20 protein-coding genes and 2 tRNA genes are annotated in these 20,343 nt (G+C 49.1%); 11 read left to right on the top strand and 11 right to left on the bottom strand.

Annotated elements, in window-relative coordinates; all coding sequences use genetic code 11:
- Nucleotides 1-135 precede the first annotated feature (135 nt).
- Nucleotides 136-1,071, bottom strand: coding sequence for a flagellar motor protein MotB (locus BZG76_RS12715; RefSeq protein ID WP_077461638.1), 936 nt, complete (start codon nucleotides 1,069-1,071; stop codon nucleotides 136-138).
- 44 nt (nucleotides 1,072-1,115) lie between these two features.
- Nucleotides 1,116-1,877 carry a flagellar motor protein PomA gene (gene pomA / locus BZG76_RS12720; RefSeq protein WP_069361155.1) on the bottom strand — a complete coding sequence of 254 codons (762 nt, stop codon included), beginning with the start codon at nucleotides 1,875-1,877 and terminating at the stop codon, nucleotides 1,116-1,118.
- A 220-nt stretch (nucleotides 1,878-2,097) separates the two neighbouring features.
- Here pomA and xseB point away from each other — a divergent pair, with 220 nt between their 5' ends.
- From xseB to dxs, 3 genes are read left to right on the top strand one after another with little or no spacing between them, the layout of a single operon-like run.
- Complete coding sequence (gene xseB / locus BZG76_RS12725; protein ID WP_077461639.1) at nucleotides 2,098-2,343, top strand: exodeoxyribonuclease VII small subunit; 246 nt, start codon at nucleotides 2,098-2,100, stop codon at nucleotides 2,341-2,343.
- Nucleotides 2,336-3,235, top strand: a complete 900-nt coding sequence (ispA, locus tag BZG76_RS12730; protein WP_077461640.1) for a (2E,6E)-farnesyl diphosphate synthase — start codon at nucleotides 2,336-2,338, stop codon at nucleotides 3,233-3,235. Before xseB ends, ispA begins: the two co-directional genes overlap by 8 nt.
- A 27-nt stretch (nucleotides 3,236-3,262) precedes the next feature.
- On the top strand, nucleotides 3,263-5,134 hold the full coding sequence (dxs, locus tag BZG76_RS12735) for a 1-deoxy-D-xylulose-5-phosphate synthase (RefSeq protein ID WP_077461641.1): 1,872 nt from the start codon (nucleotides 3,263-3,265) through the stop codon (nucleotides 5,132-5,134).
- 167 nt (nucleotides 5,135-5,301) lie between these two features.
- Here the strand turns inward: dxs and upp are convergent, their stop codons facing one another.
- Nucleotides 5,302-5,928: a uracil phosphoribosyltransferase gene (gene upp / locus BZG76_RS12740; RefSeq protein WP_021024156.1), complete on the bottom strand. Its 627-nt coding sequence runs from the start codon at nucleotides 5,926-5,928 to the stop codon at nucleotides 5,302-5,304.
- Between the two features lie 184 nt (nucleotides 5,929-6,112).
- On the opposite strand from upp, the gene purM reads away from it, so the two are divergent.
- Together purM and purN are read left to right on the top strand one after the other, a co-directional pair.
- Nucleotides 6,113-7,156, top strand: a complete 1,044-nt coding sequence (gene purM / locus BZG76_RS12745; RefSeq protein WP_077461642.1) for a phosphoribosylformylglycinamidine cyclo-ligase — start codon at nucleotides 6,113-6,115, stop codon at nucleotides 7,154-7,156.
- Nucleotides 7,153-7,791, top strand: coding sequence for a phosphoribosylglycinamide formyltransferase (purN, locus tag BZG76_RS12750; RefSeq protein WP_077461643.1), 639 nt, complete (start codon nucleotides 7,153-7,155; stop codon nucleotides 7,789-7,791). Before purM ends, purN begins: the two co-directional genes overlap by 4 nt.
- A gap of 39 nt (nucleotides 7,792-7,830) precedes the next feature.
- Here the strand turns inward: purN and BZG76_RS12755 are convergent, their stop codons facing one another.
- A complete protein-coding gene (locus BZG76_RS12755) occupies nucleotides 7,831-8,625 on the bottom strand; it encodes a class II glutamine amidotransferase (protein ID WP_077461644.1) in 795 nt (264 codons plus the stop codon).
- A 21-nt stretch (nucleotides 8,626-8,646) separates the two neighbouring features.
- Nucleotides 8,647-9,225 carry a D-sedoheptulose 7-phosphate isomerase gene (lpcA, locus tag BZG76_RS12760; protein ID WP_021024160.1) on the bottom strand — a complete coding sequence of 193 codons (579 nt, stop codon included), beginning with the start codon at nucleotides 9,223-9,225 and terminating at the stop codon, nucleotides 8,647-8,649.
- A gap of 303 nt (nucleotides 9,226-9,528) precedes the next feature.
- Here lpcA and fadE point away from each other — a divergent pair, with 303 nt between their 5' ends.
- The gene (gene fadE, locus BZG76_RS12765) at nucleotides 9,529-11,973 is read left to right on the top strand and encodes an acyl-CoA dehydrogenase FadE (protein WP_077461645.1); all 2,445 of its coding nucleotides are present in this window, start codon (nucleotides 9,529-9,531) and stop codon (nucleotides 11,971-11,973) included.
- A 92-nt stretch (nucleotides 11,974-12,065) separates the two neighbouring features.
- On the opposite strand, the gene BZG76_RS12770 is transcribed toward fadE, so the two are convergent.
- Together BZG76_RS12770 and dnaQ are read right to left on the bottom strand one after the other, a co-directional pair.
- Complete coding sequence (locus BZG76_RS12770; RefSeq protein WP_077461646.1) at nucleotides 12,066-13,385, bottom strand: TIGR03503 family protein; 1,320 nt, start codon at nucleotides 13,383-13,385, stop codon at nucleotides 12,066-12,068.
- 8 nt (nucleotides 13,386-13,393) lie between these two features.
- Nucleotides 13,394-14,116: a DNA polymerase III subunit epsilon gene (gene dnaQ, locus BZG76_RS12775; protein WP_021024163.1), complete on the bottom strand. Its 723-nt coding sequence runs from the start codon at nucleotides 14,114-14,116 to the stop codon at nucleotides 13,394-13,396.
- A 51-nt stretch (nucleotides 14,117-14,167) separates the two neighbouring features.
- On the opposite strand from dnaQ, the gene rnhA reads away from it, so the two are divergent.
- Entirely contained in the window at nucleotides 14,168-14,635 is a 468-nt protein-coding gene (rnhA, locus tag BZG76_RS12780) for a ribonuclease HI (protein ID WP_021024164.1), read from the top strand.
- A 12-nt stretch (nucleotides 14,636-14,647) separates the two neighbouring features.
- Here rnhA and BZG76_RS12785 read toward each other — a convergent pair whose 3' ends face one another.
- On the bottom strand, nucleotides 14,648-15,373 hold the full coding sequence (locus BZG76_RS12785) for a class I SAM-dependent methyltransferase (RefSeq protein ID WP_077461647.1): 726 nt from the start codon (nucleotides 15,371-15,373) through the stop codon (nucleotides 14,648-14,650).
- 32 nt (nucleotides 15,374-15,405) lie between these two features.
- Here BZG76_RS12785 and gloB point away from each other — a divergent pair, with 32 nt between their 5' ends.
- From gloB to BZG76_RS12800, 3 genes are all read left to right on the top strand, one after another.
- Nucleotides 15,406-16,164 carry a hydroxyacylglutathione hydrolase gene (gene gloB / locus BZG76_RS12790; protein WP_077461648.1) on the top strand — a complete coding sequence of 253 codons (759 nt, stop codon included), beginning with the start codon at nucleotides 15,406-15,408 and terminating at the stop codon, nucleotides 16,162-16,164.
- A gap of 71 nt (nucleotides 16,165-16,235) precedes the next feature.
- Nucleotides 16,236-17,813: a lytic transglycosylase gene (locus tag BZG76_RS12795; protein WP_108743680.1), complete on the top strand. Its 1,578-nt coding sequence runs from the start codon at nucleotides 16,236-16,238 to the stop codon at nucleotides 17,811-17,813.
- Nucleotides 17,810-18,499, top strand: a complete 690-nt coding sequence (locus BZG76_RS12800; RefSeq protein ID WP_021024168.1) for a YIP1 family protein — start codon at nucleotides 17,810-17,812, stop codon at nucleotides 18,497-18,499. The genes BZG76_RS12795 and BZG76_RS12800 overlap by 4 nt, the downstream gene beginning before the upstream one ends.
- Before the next feature lie 42 nt (nucleotides 18,500-18,541).
- Here BZG76_RS12800 and BZG76_RS12805 read toward each other — a convergent pair whose 3' ends face one another.
- Nucleotides 18,542-19,384, bottom strand: a complete 843-nt coding sequence (locus tag BZG76_RS12805) for an endonuclease/exonuclease/phosphatase family protein (RefSeq protein WP_077461649.1) — start codon at nucleotides 19,382-19,384, stop codon at nucleotides 18,542-18,544.
- Between the two features lie 184 nt (nucleotides 19,385-19,568).
- Between BZG76_RS12805 and BZG76_RS12810 the strand changes: the two genes are divergently transcribed.
- Nucleotides 19,569-19,967: a gamma-glutamylcyclotransferase family protein gene (locus tag BZG76_RS12810; protein ID WP_158011345.1), complete on the top strand. Its 399-nt coding sequence runs from the start codon at nucleotides 19,569-19,571 to the stop codon at nucleotides 19,965-19,967.
- Between the two features lie 100 nt (nucleotides 19,968-20,067).
- On the opposite strand, the gene BZG76_RS12815 is transcribed toward BZG76_RS12810, so the two are convergent.
- Both BZG76_RS12815 and BZG76_RS12820 read right to left on the bottom strand, forming a co-directional pair.
- Nucleotides 20,068-20,144, bottom strand: a tRNA-Trp gene (locus BZG76_RS12815).
- Nucleotides 20,145-20,152: 8 nt separating this feature from the next.
- Nucleotides 20,153-20,229: transfer RNA gene (locus BZG76_RS12820), tRNA-Asp, on the bottom strand.
- Nucleotides 20,230-20,343 lie beyond the last annotated feature (114 nt).

Raw genomic sequence — 20,343 nt, forward strand, 5'->3', positions numbered from 1 at the left:
TACAGCTGGAAATAAAGCCGCGGATTATACAATAACCAAGGCGCCGCTGAAACCGGCTATTTTTATATCTATTAAACGGCAATAAGGCGACGCTCACGCACCGGAATCGATAAGTCGTGACCGTCGCAGAGGATGTTAAGGGGGAGGATCAGCCACATCATCAGCAGAAATCTCGTCTGAAAAGCTCGGTTTCCCTTGCATCACAGCGATTTCTACACGCCGGTTGGCGGCTCGGTTGTCGGGAGAGCTATTCGGAGCTCGTGGCTGGGTGTCGGCCAAGCCTTCTACCTTCATCCGCAAATGGTTAAAGCCGGGCACTTTTTCCATTTCCTGTGCCACTGAGACCGCACGCTGTGCGGAAATGTCCCAGTTAGATCGATATAGCTCAGACTCCAGCGGTGTGCTGTCGGTATGGCCTGACACTTTAATTTCTCCAGGAACATCTTTTACCAGCTGCGCAATTTGGCGCACCATGGGGCGGAACTTAGGCTGCAAAAACGCAGAATTGGGAGGAAACGCCCCCTTTTCTTGAACGCGGATAACCAGCTGCTGACCTAGGTTTTCAACCTCGATAGCGCCTTCTTCTATCTCGCGCTGCAACGCCTGCATCAAGGCTTTTTGTAACTGCTCAAGTTGCTCTTGCATCCGTTGTTGTTCAAGCTGTGATGCAACCTGAGCACTCGATCCACCTTCTTTGTCAGAGGTTGTCCGCTGAGATCCGCCAGAGCGATCATCTTGCCCCTCTTGAAAGTCCAAGGTGCGCTGCGTCATGTCAATGGTTTGCTGCATGATCACTTCAATGGGCGTCGGCTCTGGGCGGCCAGGGCGAAACTCTTGTGCAATCACACTGGTCCCTTTAGGAATATCTTTCACCTCAAGGACGTTTTGTACCCCAAACGCAAATTTCATCGAGCCAGCGATTTGCTTAAACTTAAGCACGTCCATTTCTGAAAAGGACAACAGAAGAACGAAAAATGCAACAAGCAACGACATTAAATCCGCAAACGTCCCCATCCACGGTGGTAAACCGGGGGGCGGGCATTTACATTCCTCTTCTTCTTGTTGTGCCATCTCGATTCCTTACCGAAGACTATAACAGTGTTGATAATCAATGATTAACTCTCAACATCTACTTCACGTTTTTTCTCATTGAGATAGTTTTTCAAGAAACCATCAATCACTCTTGGATTTTGTCCATCCTGAATTGAGAGTAAGCCGTCCGTTATTAGTCGCCGATTCAGTTTTTCTTGCTCTTTCCGCAACGTCAGCTTATTCGCGATAGGAATGGCAAACACATTCGCTAGTAATGCGCCATACATAGTGGTTAACAACGCCACCGCCATCGCTGGCCCGATCGCTTTCGGGTCATCCATATTCGACAACATGGCCACTAAGCCGATCAAGGTACCGATCATCCCCATAGCAGGGCCGATATCCGCCATCGCTTTGAAAAAGCCAATGCCACTCTCGTGACGCTCGTCAGTGAGCGAAATGTCTTTATTTAGTGCCGTTCGCACCACATCCGCATCATGGCCATCAACGAGCAAGTCTACGCCTTTTTGCATAAACGAGTTAGTCACTTCCATTTCTTCGAGAGCGAGAAACCCGCCTTTACGCGCCGCATCGGCCATTTCGATAATTTTAGCAATCAAATCTTCCGGATCATCAGCTTTGAACATAAAAGCCTTGCCCGCAATTTTGAATGAGGAGAAGAACTGTCTCATCGGGTATTGCATGAGAACAACGAAAGTACTACCGCCAAATACAATCAATACCGACGGTAGATCAACATACATTCCAAAATTACCGCCCAGTAGCATCGCCATCGCAATGAAGGCTAATGCTCCTATAAGGCCTAGCACCGTCGCTATATCCACGTCAGTCTCCCTTAACTACCATTAAGTCATTGTTGTTCACTTTCAGGGTATTGGTTATATCGGCAACCAATCCTTTAGGTTTAGCGTAAATCCGTCAATATTAATAAGGATAACATGCCATTTACCGCTTGGGGTAAGAACACAAAATCGGCCTCTGCGGTTTGACCACTTTTCACCGCTGAGTTACCGTCTAGCCTTTCTTTTCTAATTTTATGGCATCATGGCTGTGAAGAAACCAGAAAATATGACCTTTGAGGACACGCTCAAAGAGTTAGACAGTATCGTTGGCGCGTTAGAGTCCGGCGAACTGCCGCTTGATACGGCAATGAAACGCTTCGAGCGTGGTATCACCTTAACCCGTCAAGGGCAAAAAACCTTGGCGGACGCCGAGCAACGGGTCGAGATCTTGCTTTCGCAAGAAGACGATGGGCCACTGACTGAGTTTTCCCCCCAAGACGATGACTAGTACTGTTGCAAAAGAGACTCTGCGCGAGACGCAAACGCGAAGTAACCGACAACTTGAATCCTGGCTTTATACCCTAGACCATCAGGAACAACCTCTTATTCAAGCGATGCGCCATGGCTTGTTATTGGGAGGAAAACGGATTCGCCCGTTTTTAACCTATGCGACGGGGCAACTTTTCGGTATACCGCTTGCGCAGCTCGACACACCCGCAGTAGCAGTAGAATGTATTCATGCTTATTCATTAATCCATGACGATTTACCGGCGATGGACAACGACAGTTTGCGCCGTGGTCAGCCGACTTGTCATGTTGCATTCGATGAAGCGACGGCGATTCTCGCCGGTGATGCGCTACAAACACTGGCTTTTACCGTGCTTGCTGAAGGTGAACTCAATCCAAATGCCCAACCATACCGTATCGATATGGTGAAAGTATTGGCCAATGCAAGCGGCGCATCCGGGATGTGTCTGGGTCAATCACTTGATTTAGCCGCAGAAGGCCGAGCCGTTGATTTATATGCCTTGAAGCAAATTCATCGTAATAAAACCGGTGCACTCATTAAAGCGGCGGTACGATTGGGGGCCTATGCGGCTGGGGAGACTGGGGTGAAACACCTCGGATCGTTAGACCGATTTGCGGATGCTATCGGGCTCGCATTCCAAGTTCAGGATGATATTTTGGACATCACCAGCGATACGCAAACGCTTGGAAAGCCTCAAGGTTCCGATGTGAATGCGGAGAAGAGCACCTACCCTGCTTTACTGGGGCTGGCTGGCGCGCAAGAAAAAGCGGCGCAACTTTACCAAGAAGCACTACACGCCTTGGAGGCGATCCCCTACAATACCGAGCAACTGGAAGTTTTTGCCCGATATATCATCGAGCGCAACAACTAGCATGATTAATAAAAGCGCCGAACCATTATGACATTGGATATATCAAAATACCCAACCCTCGCGCTTGCTGATACGCCTGAAGAGTTACGCACCTTACCGCGTGACCACTTGCCTCAGTTGTGCGAGGAGTTACGTACCTATTTACTTAACACAGTGAGCCATTCCAGCGGCCATTTTGCCTCAGGGCTGGGAACGGTGGAACTCACTGTGGCGCTGCATTATGTCTATAATACGCCGTTTGACCATCTTGTTTGGGATGTAGGGCATCAAGCTTACCCCCATAAAATCTTAACCGGACGGCGGGAGCAGATGCCCACGATCCGGAAAAAAGATGGCCTTCACCCCTTCCCTTGGCGAGAAGAAAGCCTTTACGATGTGCTGTCAGTCGGGCACTCTTCGACCTCAATCAGCGCAGCTCTCGGGATGGCTATCTGCGCGGAAAAAGAAGGGCAGAACCGGCGCGTAGTCAGTGTGATTGGCGACGGCGCCATCACCGCGGGGATGGCTTTTGAAGCCATGAATCACGCTGGGGATGTGAAGCCCGATATGTTGGTCGTACTGAATGACAATGAGATGTCTATCTCAGAAAATGTCGGCGCCTTGAATAATCATTTTGCGCAATTGCTTTCTGGCAATGTCTATACCAGCATTCGCGAAGGCGGCAAAAAAGTGCTCTCCGGCGCCCCCCCGATTAAAGAATTGGTACGTCGTGCGGAAGAACACCTTAAAGGCATGGTCGTGCCTGGCACCATGTTTGAAGAGTTAGGCTTTAATTACATTGGTCCGATTGATGGGCACGATGTCGAAGAGCTGGTCAAAACCCTTAAAAATATGCGCCACCTAAAAGGTCCGCAATTTTTACATGTGATGACCAAAAAAGGCAAAGGTTACGCGCCGGCAGAAAACGATCCGATTGGCTATCATGCTGTCCCCAAGTTTGATCCGAGCGTGCATACGTTACCTAAGTCCAAGCCTTCCAGCCCTACTTTTTCCAATGTGTTTGGTGATTGGCTTTGTGATATGGCCGAACAAGATGACAAATTGTTAGCCATCACGCCAGCCATGCGAGAAGGGTCTGGCATGGTCCGCTTTTCTAAGGCACACCCAGATAAATATTTTGATGTCGCTATCGCGGAACAACACTCGGTAACGCTTGCCGCGGGTATGGCGATTGGCACCTATCATCCGGTGGTCGCGATTTATTCGACCTTTCTACAACGCGCTTATGATCAGCTCATTCATGATGTCGCGATCATGAATCTTCCGGTGTTATTTGCGATTGATCGCGGTGGTATTGTCGGCGCCGACGGTCAAACTCACCAAGGTGCGTTTGATTTAAGTTACTTACGATGCATCCCAAATTTGGTTGTCATGACGCCCAGTGATGAAAACGAATGCCGTCAAATGCTGTATACCGGTCATATTCATGATGGTCCCGCCGCAGTGCGGTACCCTCGAGGCAGCGGGATGGGCGCTGTTATTGACGATAAAATGCAAGCTATCCCCGTGGGTAAAGGCGTGGTCAAACGTCAAGGTGAACACATCGCCATTCTGAACTTTGGCACCTTACTGCCAAGCGTATTGGACGCGGCAGACACACTCAACGCAACGGTTGTCGATATGCGCTTTGCTAAGCCGCTTGATCACACACTGATCGAGGAGATGGCAAAAGCCCATGACTGCTTGGTGACCGTGGAAGAGAATGCGGTAGCGGGCGGCGCTGGCTCTGGCGTCATTGAAACATTGATGGCGCAAGGCACGGTGAAACCCGTCCTGCAAATAGGCTTACCCGATCGTTTTATTTCGCAAGGCACACAACAAGAAATCCATGCCGATATCGAATTAGACAGCACCGGCATTGAAGCGCAAATCCGGCGCTACCTCGCTAAGCTAGGTTAAGCTAAGCCCCTGAAACTAAAAAAACCGCTAGTACTTAGCGGTTTTTTTGTTTTTCCAAACGATTAATTTGATGACTTGGCGTCTGAGTACTTGGCTTGTGACGACTTAATGGCTTGGTTACTTAATGACCTAGCTACTTAGTTACTTAGTTACTTAGTGCCAAAAAGTTACTTAGTGCCAAAAATCTTATCGCCAGCATCGCCCAAACCAGGAACAATATAGCCGTTATCATCTAACTTCTCATCAATGGCAGCAGTATAAAGCTCCACATCAGGATGTGCTTTTTTCAGTGCTTCGATCCCTTCAGGCGCTGAGACCAAAACCAAAACCTTAATTTGCTGACAGCCCTGCTCTTTCAACAAATCGATCGTCGCAATCATAGAGCCACCGGTTGCTAACATCGGATCCACGACCAAGGCCATTCGCTCATCGATGTTGCTCGCCAGTTTATGAAAATAAGGCACAGGTTCAAGGGTTTCTTCGTCACGATAGACACCCACGACACTGATCCGCGCGCCAGGAACGTGCTCTAAGACACCATCCATCATACCGAGTCCAGCACGAAGGATAGGCACCACAGTCACTTTTTTACCTTTAATTTGGTCGACATCAACCGGGCCATCCCAGCCATCGATCGTCACTTTTTCTGTATCGAAGTCTGAGGTGGCTTCATAAGTCAACAGGCTACCTACTTCGGTGGCAAGCTCACGAAACCGCTTGGTGCTGATATCACGTTCACGCATCAAGCCGATTTTATGTTTGACTAACGGGTGCCTTACTTCCACGACCTTCATCTTAGACTCCTTACAAAAAACAAATTCTCGGTAGTATACATGAAAGTAATTTGCTAGCGTAGAGATAGCGCTTGATATATCGTTTATAATCTCACCAAACTGCTCACGCAAACGTTTTCCTTTCACTGAATGCGCTGATAGAATAGCGCCGACTTTTGATTTCCAACTCCGGCGAGGAATTGCAGTGAGCGGTAAACAATCATCTCTTAGCTATAAAGATGCAGGTGTCGACATTGATGCCGGCAACGCACTGGTCGATCGTATTAAAGGTGTGGTGAAACAAACACATCGCCCTGAAGTGATGGGAGGACTAGGCGGTTTTGGTGCACTTTGTTCATTGCCAACCAAATACAAAGAGCCCGTACTGGTGTCTGGTACGGATGGCGTTGGAACCAAGCTACGCCTTGCATTGGACGCGAACAAACATGACACAATTGGCATCGATTTGGTGGCGATGTGTGTCAACGATCTGATTGTGCAAGGCGCAGAGCCGTTATTTTTTCTTGATTACTATGCCACAGGAAAGCTCGACGTCGACGTCGCTGCCAATGTCGTGACCGGAATCGCACACGGCTGCCAACAAGCCGGCTGTGCCTTGATCGGCGGCGAAACCGCTGAAATGCCGGGAATGTATAGTGGCGACGATTATGATGTCGCTGGCTTTTGTGTCGGGGTGGCGGAAAAGTCGGCGCTGATTGATGGCAGCAATGTCGGCGATGGCGATGCACTGATTGGCCTTGCGTCCAGTGGTCCGCACTCAAACGGTTATTCCCTGATCCGTAAAATCCTCGATGTGAGCCAAGCGGATCTCAGCACGCCATTGGCCGGTCAACCGCTTATCGAACATTTGTTGGCACCGACCCGTATTTACGTCAAATCTGTCTTAGCGCTGCAGGAGCAAACCTCAATCCACGCGGTGTCGCATATCACAGGTGGCGGTTTTTGGGAGAATATTCCCCGCGTATTACCTGCAGGGACAAAAGCAGTGATCGACAATAATAGCTGGCAGTGGCCTGCAATTTTCGACTGGCTGCAAGAAAAAGGCAATGTCAGCGATTACGAAATGCTACGTACGTTTAACTGTGGTGTTGGCTTGGTCATTGCGCTACCACAAGCCGAAGCAGAGAAAGCAATAGCTTTACTCAATGAAGCAGGAGAAACCGCTTGGCAACTGGGTCATATTGCCCATGCAAACGCTAATGAAGCGCAAGTGGAGCTCACAGAATGAAACGCATTGTTGTGTTAATTTCTGGTAGTGGCTCAAACCTGCAAGCGCTCATTGATCAGTTTCATCAGGGGCATCAGGCACGCATCGTTGCTGTTATCGCCAATAAAGCAAACGTATATGGCCTAACACGTGCCGAGCAAGCCGATATTCCCGCTCAGGTCGTTGCTAATACAGCGTATGCCAGCCGCGAAGACTATGACGCGGCTTTGGTTCGGGCTATCGATGTTTATCAACCCGACTTAGTGGTATTGGCTGGCTTTATGCGTATTTTAACCCCAGGTTTTGTCAGCCATTACGCAGGGCGGATGCTGAATATTCACCCATCACTGCTCCCTAAATACACGGGACTACATACCCACCAGCGCGCGATTGATGCTGGCGACAAAGAGCATGGGACGTCGGTACATTTTGTCACGGAAGAACTTGATGGTGGGCCTGTGATATTACAAGCTCGCGTCCCTATCTTTGCCGGTGATGAGATTGATTCCGTCGCCGCCCGTGTTCAACAACAAGAACACCGAATCTATCCATTAGTGGTTAAATGGTTTATTGATGGACGGCTTAAAATGGAAGCTGGGAAAGCTTGGTTGGACAATCAGCCACTCGGTCCTTCAGGCCATGCAGCTGACGATTGACCGGCATTGCGATGAACAGGCGCCTCGGCGCCTGTTCGATCATGATGTGGCGACGCTCGCTTGGTTCGAGCAATAGACCTCGCCAAAGTGGAACACGCAGTACTCCCCTTCTTGCATCTTATGCCAGCTCTCATTATTGGTCAGCGGCTGCGTCGCAATCACTGAAACAATATCATCCGGCGTTGTCTGCTCGTGAAAATCAACTGTCATTTCTTGATCGATCAAACTCGCTCGACCAAATGGCGCACGACGTGTAATCCAATGCAGATTATTGGTGCAATACGCCATCACATAATCGCCATCGCTAAACAGCATGTTATATACGCCAAGCGCGCGCAGTCGGTCACAGCGTGAAGCAATAAAATCAAACACCTCACACATGTTGTCCGGTTGCTTTGGATAATGCTTAAACAGCTCGTTTAACAACCAACAAAAGGCCTTTTCACTATCGGTCTCTCCCACGGGTTTGAAATGTCCCGTCTCGAGACTTTCAAACCCAGAGAGTTGGCCATTATGGGCAAAGGTCCAATGGCGTCCCCAAATTTCTCGCGTAAAAGGATGTGTGTTTTCCAAGCTCACGCCGCCTCGGTTCGCTTGACGAATATGACTAACGACCGAACAGCTTTTGATCGGATAACTGGTTACAAGCTCCGCGACTTTAGATTGACTGCTGGGGGCCGGATCTTTAAAGGTACGAAATCCTTTACCCTCATAAAAAGTAATCCCCCAACCATCACGATGCGGACCTGTTTTTCCGCCCCGTTGAATTAAGCCGGTAAAACTAAAACAGATATCCGTAGGGACGTTGGCACTCATGCCAAGCAACTCACACATTCTTTCGTCTACCTCTGCGAATTATGCTGCCATTTCCTTTTCCACCAATTGGATCAGAATATGGATAATTTTGATATGAACTTCTTGAATGCGATCAGCATAACCAAAGTGTGGAACCCGAATTTCGATGTCCGCTAGCCCGGCCATTTTGCCGCCATCTTTTCCCGTTAGCATGATTGTTTTCATGCCCTTTTTCTGAGCCGCTTCCATCGCGTTTAAGATGTTCCCTGAATTCCCCGAGGTCGATAGGCCAAACAGAACGTCCCCCTTCATACCCACGGCTTCAACATAACGGGAGAAAACATACTCGTAGCCAAAGTCGTTGGAGACACAGGAAATATGACTCGGATCGGAAATGGCAATCGCCGGGTAGCCTGGACGGTTTTCGCGGTAACGCCCGGTGAGTTCTTCAGCAAAATGCATCGCATCACAATGTGAGCCACCATTACCACAAGACAACACCTTGCCGCTGGCCTTAAAACTATCAGCAAGGAGTGTCGCCGCTTTTTCAATCTGCTGGATGTTATTGTCATCACTCAAAAATGCGGTTAACACATCGGCTGCTTCTGAAAGCTCACCGCGAATAAGATCTTGGTACATGGCACCTTCCCACTGTTAACAAATATCACGCCCGTTAGGCATCAGTCAGTTCAACTGTCAGTGTACCCGTATCGTTTTAGGGCTGTCGACTACCGTTATCATCCAGCAAGCGAGCTCGGTCACGTTTGCTTGAATGGCAACCTATCTTTCCATTTGTGCAATAACTGCAGTGAAGATTTTCTGACCTTGCAGGCCAGGTCACACCGTATGATTTTACAATTATTTAATTTTTTGGTTACATTGAGTGGTACGACCTCTTACCACGACGCGTAAGAGCCTAATTAAACCGAAGGAGATGACGTGATGGCAACAGGGTTATATATCGTCGCCATGCTAATACTGGCCGGCGTACTCGCATACCATCGTGCTAAGTTGCTGGTATCGACTGCCGTACTGGCAGCCGGATTAGTTGTAGGGACAGTCATAGGGAGTGTGGGGCAAATTACTTGGTTAATTTTTGCCGTCATTGCTCTACCACTAAATATTGTGACATTTCGTCGCAATTGGCTGAGTAAGCCTGCATTTAAAGCCTTTAAATCCGTGATGCCAGAAATGTCAGCAACGGAGAAAGAAGCGATCGACGCAGGCACCGTCTGGTGGGAAGCCGATTTATTCCGCGGCGCCCCGGATTGGAACAAATTGCATGATATTCCGGCCCCCACACTTAGCGCTGAAGAACAAGCCTTCCTCGATGGACCTGTTAATGAGGTCTGTCGCATGGTTGATGACTACCAGGTTACGCACGAGCTTGCCGATCTTCCCGAAGAGGTGTGGCAGTATCTGAAGGACAATAAGTTCTTCGCCATGATCATCAAAAAACAATATGGTGGCTTAGAGTTTTCCGCATATGCACAGTCTTTAGTGCTGCAAAAACTGTCGGGTGTTTCTGGTGTACTGTCGTCAACCGTGGGTGTTCCTAACTCGCTCGGCCCTGGTGAACTACTTCAGCATTATGGTACCGAGGATCAGAAAGACCACTACCTCCCTCGCCTTGCCCAGGGTAAGGAGATCCCTTGTTTTGCATTAACCAGCCCAGAAGCCGGTTCGGATGCGGGCTCTATTCCAGACTACGGCGTAGTGACCAAAGGCGTTTGGAACGGTGAAGAAGTCCTGGGAATGAAAATCACCTGGAACAAACGCTATATCACGCTTGCACCAGTAGCGACTGTCTTAGGCTTGGCATTTAAGCTACGCGACCCCGATCATTTACTCGGTGATCAAGACGAGCTCGGCATCACTTGCGCATTGATCCCAACCGATATGGAAGGTGTGCAAATTGGTCGCCGCCATTTCCCATTGAACGTACCTTTCCAAAATGGCCCGACTCAAGGTAACGAAGTCTTTGTTCCGATGGACTTTATTATTGGCGGGCAAAAAATGGCCGGTCAAGGCTGGCGCATGTTGATGGAGTGCCTGTCTATTGGTCGCGGTATCACGCTGCCTTCAAATACCACGGGTGGGCTTAAATCGGCTGCACTTGCAACCGGCGCTTACGCACGTATTCGTCGTCAGTTCAAATTGCCAATTGGCAAAATGGAAGGGATCGAAGAGCCGCTGGCTCGCATCGCGGGTAATGCCTATGTTATGGATGCCGCGAGTGCGTTGACCGTGACAGGGATTGATGCAGGCGAAAAACCCTCTGTTATCTCGGCAATCGTCAAATATCACTGTACCCACCGTAGCCAGCAGAGCGTCATTGATGCGATGGATGTTATTGGTGGTAAAGGCATCTGCTTAGGGCCGAAAAACTATTTGGGCCGGAATTACCAGGGTTCACCGATTGCTATCACCGTGGAAGGTGCGAATATTCTGACCCGCTCAATGATTATCTTTGGCCAGGGGGCGATTCGTTGTCATCCATTTGTCTTAGATGAGATTCGTGCGAGCGAGAATAGCGATCAGCAAGCGGCACTTGCAGCATTTGACAAAGCACTGTTCGGTCACGTCGGCTTTGTATTTAGCAATGTTGCTCGCACCCTTTGGCTTGGTTTAACCGATGGACGTTTCTCGAAAGCACCACGCAAAGACGCGACACGTCGTTACTACCAGCAGATGAATCGCTACAGCTCTGCGCTGGCACTGCTTGCTGATGTCTCTATGGCGGTATTGGGCGGTAACCTGAAACGTAAAGAGCGCTTATCGGCGCGCTTGGGGGATGTGCTTAGCCAGCTCTACTTAGCATCCGCGACCATGAAGCGTTACGCTGACGAAGGCTACCAGACCGAGGATCTTCCTTTAGTTCATTGGGGCATGCAAGACGCGATGTACCAAACAGAGCAAGCATTGGATGGTTTCCTCGCAAACTTCCCGAATCGTGTGATTGCCGGGTTAGTAAGAGCCTTGGTGCTCCCTCTTGGTAGAGGACGCCGCCAGCCGGGTGATCGTCTGGATGGTAAATTGGCAGTGATTTTACAATCACCTAGTGCGACGCGTGACCGGATTGGTCGTGGCCAATTCTTTGAGCCAGGCAATGCGATCGGCAATATCGAGAAAGCGTTGCATGACATCCTCAAGGCTGAGCCTATCCATAAGAAGGTCTGTGACGGTCTTGGCGAGAAGTTGCCGTTCATGTTCCTGGATCAAGTAGCCGATAAAGGGTTACACGCTGGCGTCATTTCCGAGCAAGAAGCCGACTTACTGCGAGAAGCCGAGCAAGGTCGACTCGAAACAATCAATGTCGATGACTTTGATCCTGCAGAGTTACCTGCCGCGTCAGTCAAAGAAAACAAGATGCATAATGCGGCATAACCGCACTGTATTTTGAGCGCACCACTAAAAGAGAGGGATTTCCCTCTCTTTTTTTATCATTAACCACGGCTAAATTTTATCATTCGCCACGGTTAAACATTTTTATTCGATCCATCGATATCCAGCTCATCCGTCTCTTCACTTGCCTCCTTTGACTCCGCGTCTTTATCGGGTGGCGGAGCTTCAAGCTCTTGCGCGGCTTCAGCTAATTTTCGTGCTTTACGCTTTTTCAGCACAAACCAGGTTGCGGCGCCAATCAAGATGACAAGCAAATTACCTAAGCCAATAATAATGAGAGACGTTGTACGTGCTTCAGCCTGCTCTCTTTCTCGTCTCCGTGCCTCGGCGGCCTCCATCATTGCCTGCTCACGCGCTTCGCGCTCTGCTTCAGCTTGTTCTAGCGCTGCGTAATCTGTAACAGCAAAAGTTTGCTCTGGTAAGGGGAAAACCAGGGAGCGACCCGACAATTGGTCTGTCGCGTATAGTGTTGAGCGCCATTTATATTGCCCAGGCGTACTCGCATAAGGAATATCGAGCGAGAGTGTCTCTGACTTTTCCTCACTATTTTTTTGATAGACCGTTGTCTTGCCTTCGGTATCAGTAAACTTGGCATGAACAGACACGCTGCCGGGCTCAATGCTAGCTTGTTCCATTTGGATAGTTAACTGATGCGGCTCATCATCTATTTGGCTTTGCTTAAAAGTCGCCATGAGTGGCGTCGGGTAAACGAGGACTTCTTGCTCAAGGGTACGAAAGAAGATCCCATTTCCCGATGTCACACGTGCTCGATACTTACCTGGCATCACATCAATAGGAAGCGAAACAGTAAAGATCCCATCATTAGGCGCTTCATCCAGCCCTGTTCCATCATCACTAAACTGGCCGAGTGATTTTGGCTGAGGACGTTGGTCAGGATTAAGCGAGGCAGGATCGTCAACAAACTCAGAAAAACTAACGGTGAGATCCACACGCCGAATAAAGTCTCGCAGATTAAGGGGGTCATCACCTAACATTAATCGTGCGGTGAATTTAATCGCTTCACCTTGATAAAGCCGACTGGGCAAATCTTCCACTTTCATGCGCAAGTCGCTCAGCACTTTCACTTTGTTATCAGGGCTAACGCGACCAATGGCTTGCCACGGCCCGGGCATCGGATCGCTAATCGATACAATGTCCATATCAGCCTCTTGATGCCAAGAGACATTATCGGGATGCCGCCATGCATAATATTTGCTTCCGTCAGGCCGAACCAAGACCACGGGCATGCTGGGTTTTTCTCGATAAATGACAAACGCAGCACGCTCAATCGTGGGGTCAACGCGAAAGCGGTTTTCCAGCAGCCGGATTTCTTGCTCGTTGGCGTGTGCCAATAAAGGGAAACAAAAACAAACTGCCCACCACCGCTTTCTCATGCCTGCTCCTACTGCCGCCAAAGACAGCTGCCGTTTTGTTCAATAAAGTCTAACCGCGCTTCATGCGCACTCATTTCATCGGCCGATGCAGGGATGACCTTTAGCGATTTCTGACGCTTAACCGTTCTCGGCGCCATTGGGCTTGCATTATCAGTATCGGTCCCTGCATTAAAGGATAAATCTGTTTGTCCACCCGTCATTAACAGATAGACGTCAGCTAGTATCTCCGCATCCAGTAAAGCCCCGTGTAATGTGCGCCTTGAGTTATCAATGCCATAGCGATCACACAATACATCCAAGTTATTACGTTTGCCTGGGAAGATTTTCTTCGCCATTGCCAAGGTATCTGTGACTGTGCAAATCTCATTGGTTCGCACCGATACCCCGAGGTTTTTAAACTCATGGTCCATAAACCCCACATCAAAGGGCGCATTATGAGCAATCAACTCAGCACCTTGAATAAAGTCGACGAAGGCCTGATGCACGTGCGTATAGGCAGGCTTATCTGCTAAAAATGCATCAGTAATACCATGCACTGAAATCGCTTCAGGGTCGATCGCGCGCGTGGGTTTGATATAGGCATGAAAGTGCCGACCGGTGAGTTTGCGATTGATAATCTCAACGGCACCGATTTCTATAATATTGTGACCTCGGTAGTGAGGCCCACCTTCGCGGTTCATACCTGTGGTTTCGGTATCTAACACGATGAGACGATCGTAATTCGCTTTCATGGCAATAACTGTGTCAAACTTGGCTCAGATGAATAGCCTATAGTATCAAAGATGACCAAGCAGGTAGAAATTTTCACAGATGGTTCATGCCTCGGTAACCCAGGTCCTGGGGGGTATGGTGTGGTAATGCGCTATAAGCAGCATGAAAAAACGCTGAGTGCTGGGTTTACCCTCACCACCAACAACCGCATGGAGTTGATGGCCGCGATTGTCGGGTTACAAGCGTTAAAAGATTCCTGCGAAGTAGTTCTGACCACGGACAGCCAATACGTTCGCCAAGGAATTACCCAGTGGATCCATAACTGGAAAAAGCGCCAGTGGAAAACGGCGGATAAGAAGCCGGTTAAAAATGCCGACCTGTGGCAGCAATTAGATCAGGTGGCAGCCAACCACCAGATCACGTGGAACTGGGTAAAAGGCCACGCCGGTCACCCTGAAAATGAACGTTGTGATGAGCTCGCGCGTCAAGCCGCTAACCAACCAACCGAAACAGATGAAGGCTATCAGCCTCCCGCATAAAAGCATGGTGCGCTAACCGCCGTTAGGTACAACTCCCCCTAGCGGCGATACCGCTTGCTTTAGTTTCCAACGGGGCTTAATCGGTTTAAGTGGATAACTGCGTTTGCGCGCCATAATAAGATAAATAGATCCTAACGCGGGCGTTATCATACTGGCGCTACTTTCAACCCACGCATGGCGAGCGTTGGGGCGTTGTGTTGGCCATAGACCCATTTGCTGTGCGGTAATGATTTCATAGTTCATGACACTTAACCAATCTTTGACGCGCAGCGGTGAAAACATTCGTCCTCCCCAAGGTAGGCGCTGATGTCGACCTCTAATCAGCTTTTTTATCCCCAGGAGACTGGTTGGATTAACGCCAGAAAGAATCAAACAACCATCGTCAATCATCACGCGATCGACCTCTCTTAGTAATCGGTGCGGGTCGTCGCTATAATCAAGTTGGTGTGCGAGTAAACAGACATCAAAGGACTTTTGGATAAACGGTAAGGCATAGTGGGCAGCCGTGAGGTTACGCATCGGATTGTGTTTATCGACACAGACTTGGTGTTGAATGTTACACTGTTCACTGACTAGCTCGCAGCTTAATCCACCTAATTTAAGCAAATGGTAGCCGAATAAAGTAGGCAGGCACTCATCCAGCCGAGTTTGCAATTGGGTGCGCGCCCAATCACCGTAGGCAATCTGGTCCCATGTATAGGGATAGTCAAACTGATGTTCAATGCGCGCTGGTTTCATTATTAAGGCTCATTCTATCGCTGGAGAACCCAATGCTTCACGTCAAAAGCATACCTGCATTTAACGATAATTACATATGGCTCATTATTAGTGAAGATAATCGATGCGCCGTGGTCGATCCCGGTGAAGCAAGTCAGGTTATTGACTATCTCAAAGCAAATACGTTGACACTGTCTTGTATTCTTATCACACATCACCACTGGGATCATACGAATGGTATTGAGGAGCTTGTCCGTTTCGCACCCAGCGCCCAAGTTATCGGACCGGAGATCAAACCTATCCCGCGCTTAAGTATGGCAGTGGGAGATGGCGATCAGATTGATGTTTTCGATCATCGATTTTTAGTGGTCGGAGTTGAAGGACATACTGATGATCACATCGCTTTTGTTGGCGATGGGAAGCTGTTTTGTGGTGATGCGCTATTCTCTGCTGGCTGTGGCCGCTTGCTTGGGGGCACCGCAGCACAAGCGCTAACTTCGCTTAAGAAGCTAGCCTCCTTACCGATTGAAACAGAGGTCTATTGCGCCCACGAGTATACCGCTGCCAATGTTGCCTTCGCACTCACTGTCGAACCTGAAAACGATGATCTCCATTTGTATCGCGAAGAAGTCAACCGCTTACGCGCTCAGGAAAAACAAACACTACCGAGCACCATTGGACGCGAAAAACGTATCAATCCGTTTTTGCGCATTCATGAGCCAAGCGTGATTCAAGCGGTCAGCGGGCGTGCGCAAGATAACACTGAATTAGAAGTTTTCCGCGCCTTACGTCAGTGGAAGGACGAATTTTGAGCTGAGTCTCTTGTCATCAGTGAGACCAGCCCCTATCATCATCGGCTATTTTGGACGAAGGTTTTTATGCCATGAAGTACCGTTTAGTTTTATTGAGCACACTGTTGCTGAGCGGCTGTCAGTCAACGGGTGACGCTCAAGACACGGATACCGCCCACAAAGCGCCTCCTATTGCGGCCCAGAAGGCTTCATCTACGCCCACAGAGACCGCAGTAACACCAGAGAAAGCGGTACCTAACCAACCCACGGTACTCTCACCGCAAAAACAAGAGGATGTTTGGCAGCGGATCAGTATGCAACTCTCCTTGCCTGTCCCAAATAATGCATCGGTGAGGCGGTATCGAAATTGGTATTTAAACTACCCTAATCACCTCGCAACCGTGACTGAGCGCGCGACGCCCTTTTTACACCTTATTGTTGAAAAAGTAGAAGCTCGTAATATGCCACTCGAGCTGGCACTGCTGCCTGTTGTTGAAAGCTCGTTTGATCAGTTTGCCTATTCTCATGGTAGAGCCGCGGGCTTATGGCAGTTTGTTCCTGCTACGGGGCGACGCTTTGGCTTAGAACAAAACTGGTGGTATGACGGCCGACGTGATGTGGCCCAATCAACCGATGCCGCACTTGATTACCTCGAGTACTTGCACGGCATGTTTGATGGCAACTGGTTACACGCAATCGCGGCGTACAATTCCGGCGAAGGGCGCGTATCAAGAGCGATCCGACGTAACGAGCAGCGCGGAAAACCGACCGATTTCTGGCACCTTGACCTTCCTAAAGAGACCAGCAGTTATGTGCCCAAACTCATCGCACTGGGTGACGTGCTGCGCAATAAAAACAAATACGGTTTAGATCTCCCTGAAATCCCTAACCAACCAGTGTTAACCATGGTCGATCCGGGTATGCAAATGGATCTCGCGTTAGCGGCTAACTATGCCGGTTTGACTGTGTCAGAACTGCAAAGCCTTAACCCAGCCTATAACCACTGGGCAACATCTCCATCGGGCCCAACTCACCTTTTACTGCCGAATGATAAGGTGGCGCGCTTCAATACCGAGCTCGCGAAAAATGAGAATCAGGGACTTCGTGTCGAACGCTATGCGGTTAAGTCGGGCGATAGCCTAAGTGAGATAGCAGACCAGTATAATACCACGGTAAAAGTACTCAAACGCGCGAATCAGTTACGCTCATCACGCATTCGTGTGGGTCAACGCTTAATGATCCCGGTATCGCTCAAAGATGAGTCTCAATACACGCTAAGTGCCCCTCAACGGTTAGCCGCCTTGCAGGCTGCCGAGCGTGATGGTTATAAGCGTACTCACACAGTACGTCAGGGAGATAGTTTTTGGACGATTGCGCGTCGTTATGACGTGGATTATCGCCAACTCGCGAAGTGGAACGGCATGAGTCCTCGCGACACTTTAAGCATTGGTCAACAGCTCGTTGTGTGGGATAAAGAAAACAATACGCAACGTATTCGCACAATCACCTACCGTATTCGCCAAGGTGATTCACTGAGCACGATTGCACATCGATATAAGGTATCCGTGTCAGATTTAATCAAATGGAACCAACTGCGCCAGAACGCATATATCCAACCGGGACAACAGTTGACGCTTCATATTGATATTTCACGGAGTAGTGGCTCATGATGCAAGCCTCAACCAATCCATTTTATGCCTTACGTGACACCGTACTCCGACCAAGTGCGTGTTTCGCCGCACTAAGTCAACGACCAGCGTGGGGCTGGGTTGCTTATTTACTAATGTGCTTGAGCGCGATTGCGTTTTGGAGTGCTTATTTTGATCACACGGATGTATCAACCCTTCAGCAAGCACTGGCTCAACAGCTGTCCATGCCTCAAGCAGAAGCGGAAAAGTGGTTACAACGAGAAACACTCCTAGCCTCTGAAGTATTGGGGGATTGGTTTGGTCGTGCCGCGGTAATTTTTGCCTTAGCCCTTTGGTTCCGGTTATCCACCAAGCAAGAGGCACCTAACTTTGGCTATCGTCACTGGTTAGCGGCATCCTGCTTTATTTTCCTGCCGGCAGTCATTGGTGATTTAGCAAGCTATACCAATATGACACTCGCACCGAGCTTTATCCTTCCGGCTCATGCTGATCTCAATAGTCTGAATGGCCTGCTCAAGCTACCGCTGACATCACCCTGGACAGCTTGGGCAGCCAGTTTACCCTTGCTCCTACCATGGTACTGGGTCCTCAGTATTACCGCTATTGGTACCTGGACACCATTAAATCAAGGTAAAGCCATTGTTGTCGCCACTCTCCCCTGGGTAGCTGTTTTCGGTGGCTGGGCGATCATCATTGCTGTGAGTTAATCCATTACAGCTATGGGTTAATGCATCACACGCGACGAGCGCTCACCCTAGCACCTTAAGTTGTGCCTCCATCGCCGCATGATCGGAGGCACCATTATCAATCGCACTGGCCTGCTCCACGGTCAATCCGCGATAGAATATATGATCCAAAGGCAGCCCAAACTTAGTCATCCGCTGGTCCGGTTGAAAATGCATTTCTTGTAAAGACAAACGCGACACCATCGCTCTGACTGCTTCTAATCGCCGTTGCGACCACGTATTAAAATCCCCTGCCAAGATAATCGGTCCATCAACACGTAACAAGGCTTGCTCAAGCGCTGCTAATTGCTTTTTATAAGCCGCCATCGCGTAAGTGAAGTTAATGCTATGAATATTGACCACAGCCAGTCGCTGACCATTGGAAAGCTGATACTCACTGTACAGTGCACTTTTGGGCAAGCGTAAATAGGGCTCTACCGCTGTATAAGCGCAGCTATGGAGAGGATTAACCTGAGAAAGATTCATAACCCCAGCGACCGCATCTTGCATCGCAAACGCATAGGCTTGATCATAATGAAGTGATGACTGTGTAATCCAGCGCGCGAGTTGAGGGCCAAAACTCGCTTCCTGTAATAGCATAAGACGATGCGGATCTCGATACTGCGTCAATGCTGTATCCCATTGTGGCCGCTGCTGTTTGTAAATGTTCCAAACCAGCAAAGAGAAATGGCCTTGTTCATCCAGCGGTAATGAATGGGTATAATCAACACATTGGCGATAAATACCAGAGACAGTGTGTAACTGTGACCCATCGGGGACAGTAAAGTAACCATTGACACCCACTATGGCCGTTGGGACTAAAATGGCGCTTCCCCAGGCCACTACCTTGCCAATACGTCGTTTCATTACTTAATTACCACCATAAAGCTCACCACTGAAAGTATAGGTTGCCCCTACATCGGGCGCCGATTTTGCGATCGTTAATGCCTAAATACAAGTGATAAACACACCTTATCACTTGCCGCACACTTGATGTCAGAGATAGGATAGAAAAGCAATGATAACAAGGTGTATTCATGGAGCGACGCCTATGCTCAATAATCTATTTGTTTACGGTACTCTTTGTCCAGACGAAGAGAACCACCACCTGCTCGCTGATATGAAAGGGAGCTGGCACAAAGCCAGCATACAAGCAATACGCACCGACCGTGGCTGGGGATCGGCAGCAGGGCACCCAGGGATCGAGTTAAGTGATAACGCAAAGGACAGAGTAAAAGGCTGGTTATTTAAAGCTGACGATCTTTCAAAGAGATTAGCGCAGATCGATCAATTTGAAGGCGCTGGCTACCAACGAGTGATTGTTGAAGTGGAATATAAACATACAAGCGGAGAAGACACCAAGCATACCACCGCCTTCACTTATGAACTCTGTTTTAGTCATCAGCCTAATACGACTGGGCCAAGCCAATTCGTCGCCAAAAACGACTAATAAGTGTTCTTACTCATAAACACCAAAACCACCAATAAGCCAGCGTATCGAGTGATACTTGTATAAAAAAAAGCACCGACATAAGTCGGTGCTTTTTAGGTGGCAGGGGTAGAGGGATTCGAACCCCCAACACGCGGATTTGGAATCCGCTGCTCTGCCAGTTGGAGCTATACCCCTATAAGTAGTGGCGGAGTGGACGGGACTCGAACCCGCGACCCCCGGCGTGACAGGCCGGTATTCTAACCAACTGAACTACCACTCCGCACCAATTCTGTCTCATCAAAGTCTTACACTTAATTGCTTTGATGCTTAAATTTTTGCTAACTAAAGCCTAATACTAAGCGCTAATTAGATAATGAGAGCCTGGCGATGTCCT

Source organism: Salinivibrio sp. AR647 (assembly GCF_001995415.1).
Lineage (GTDB): Bacteria > Pseudomonadota > Gammaproteobacteria > Enterobacterales > Vibrionaceae > Salinivibrio > Salinivibrio costicola.

Coding starts and splice junctions, on each gene's coding strand:
- BZG76_RS12785 (WP_077461647.1), bottom strand. CDS start 15,373: ATGAAACCAGCGCGCATTGAACATCAGTTTGACTATCCCTATACATGG.
- BZG76_RS12755 (WP_077461644.1), bottom strand. CDS start 8,625: ATGTGTGAGTTGCTTGGCATGAGTGCCAACGTCCCTACGGATATCTGT.
- BZG76_RS12810 (WP_158011345.1), top strand. CDS start 19,569: ATGCTCAATAATCTATTTGTTTACGGTACTCTTTGTCCAGACGAAGAG.
- rnhA (WP_021024164.1), top strand. CDS start 14,168: ATGACCAAGCAGGTAGAAATTTTCACAGATGGTTCATGCCTCGGTAAC.
- xseB (WP_077461639.1), top strand. CDS start 2,098: ATGGCTGTGAAGAAACCAGAAAATATGACCTTTGAGGACACGCTCAAA.
- BZG76_RS12715 (WP_077461638.1), bottom strand. CDS start 1,071: ATGGCACAACAAGAAGAAGAGGAATGTAAATGCCCGCCCCCCGGTTTA.
- BZG76_RS12800 (WP_021024168.1), top strand. CDS start 17,810: ATGATGCAAGCCTCAACCAATCCATTTTATGCCTTACGTGACACCGTA.
- ispA (WP_077461640.1), top strand. CDS start 2,336: ATGACTAGTACTGTTGCAAAAGAGACTCTGCGCGAGACGCAAACGCGA.
- gloB (WP_077461648.1), top strand. CDS start 15,406: ATGCTTCACGTCAAAAGCATACCTGCATTTAACGATAATTACATATGG.
- lpcA (WP_021024160.1), bottom strand. CDS start 9,225: ATGTACCAAGATCTTATTCGCGGTGAGCTTTCAGAAGCAGCCGATGTG.
- BZG76_RS12770 (WP_077461646.1), bottom strand. CDS start 13,385: ATGAGAAAGCGGTGGTGGGCAGTTTGTTTTTGTTTCCCTTTATTGGCA.
- fadE (WP_077461645.1), top strand. CDS start 9,529: ATGGCAACAGGGTTATATATCGTCGCCATGCTAATACTGGCCGGCGTA.
- BZG76_RS12805 (WP_077461649.1), bottom strand. CDS start 19,384: ATGAAACGACGTATTGGCAAGGTAGTGGCCTGGGGAAGCGCCATTTTA.
- dxs (WP_077461641.1), top strand. CDS start 3,263: ATGACATTGGATATATCAAAATACCCAACCCTCGCGCTTGCTGATACG.
- dnaQ (WP_021024163.1), bottom strand. CDS start 14,116: ATGAAAGCGAATTACGATCGTCTCATCGTGTTAGATACCGAAACCACA.
- purN (WP_077461643.1), top strand. CDS start 7,153: ATGAAACGCATTGTTGTGTTAATTTCTGGTAGTGGCTCAAACCTGCAA.
- upp (WP_021024156.1), bottom strand. CDS start 5,928: ATGAAGGTCGTGGAAGTAAGGCACCCGTTAGTCAAACATAAAATCGGC.
- BZG76_RS12795 (WP_108743680.1), top strand. CDS start 16,236: ATGAAGTACCGTTTAGTTTTATTGAGCACACTGTTGCTGAGCGGCTGT.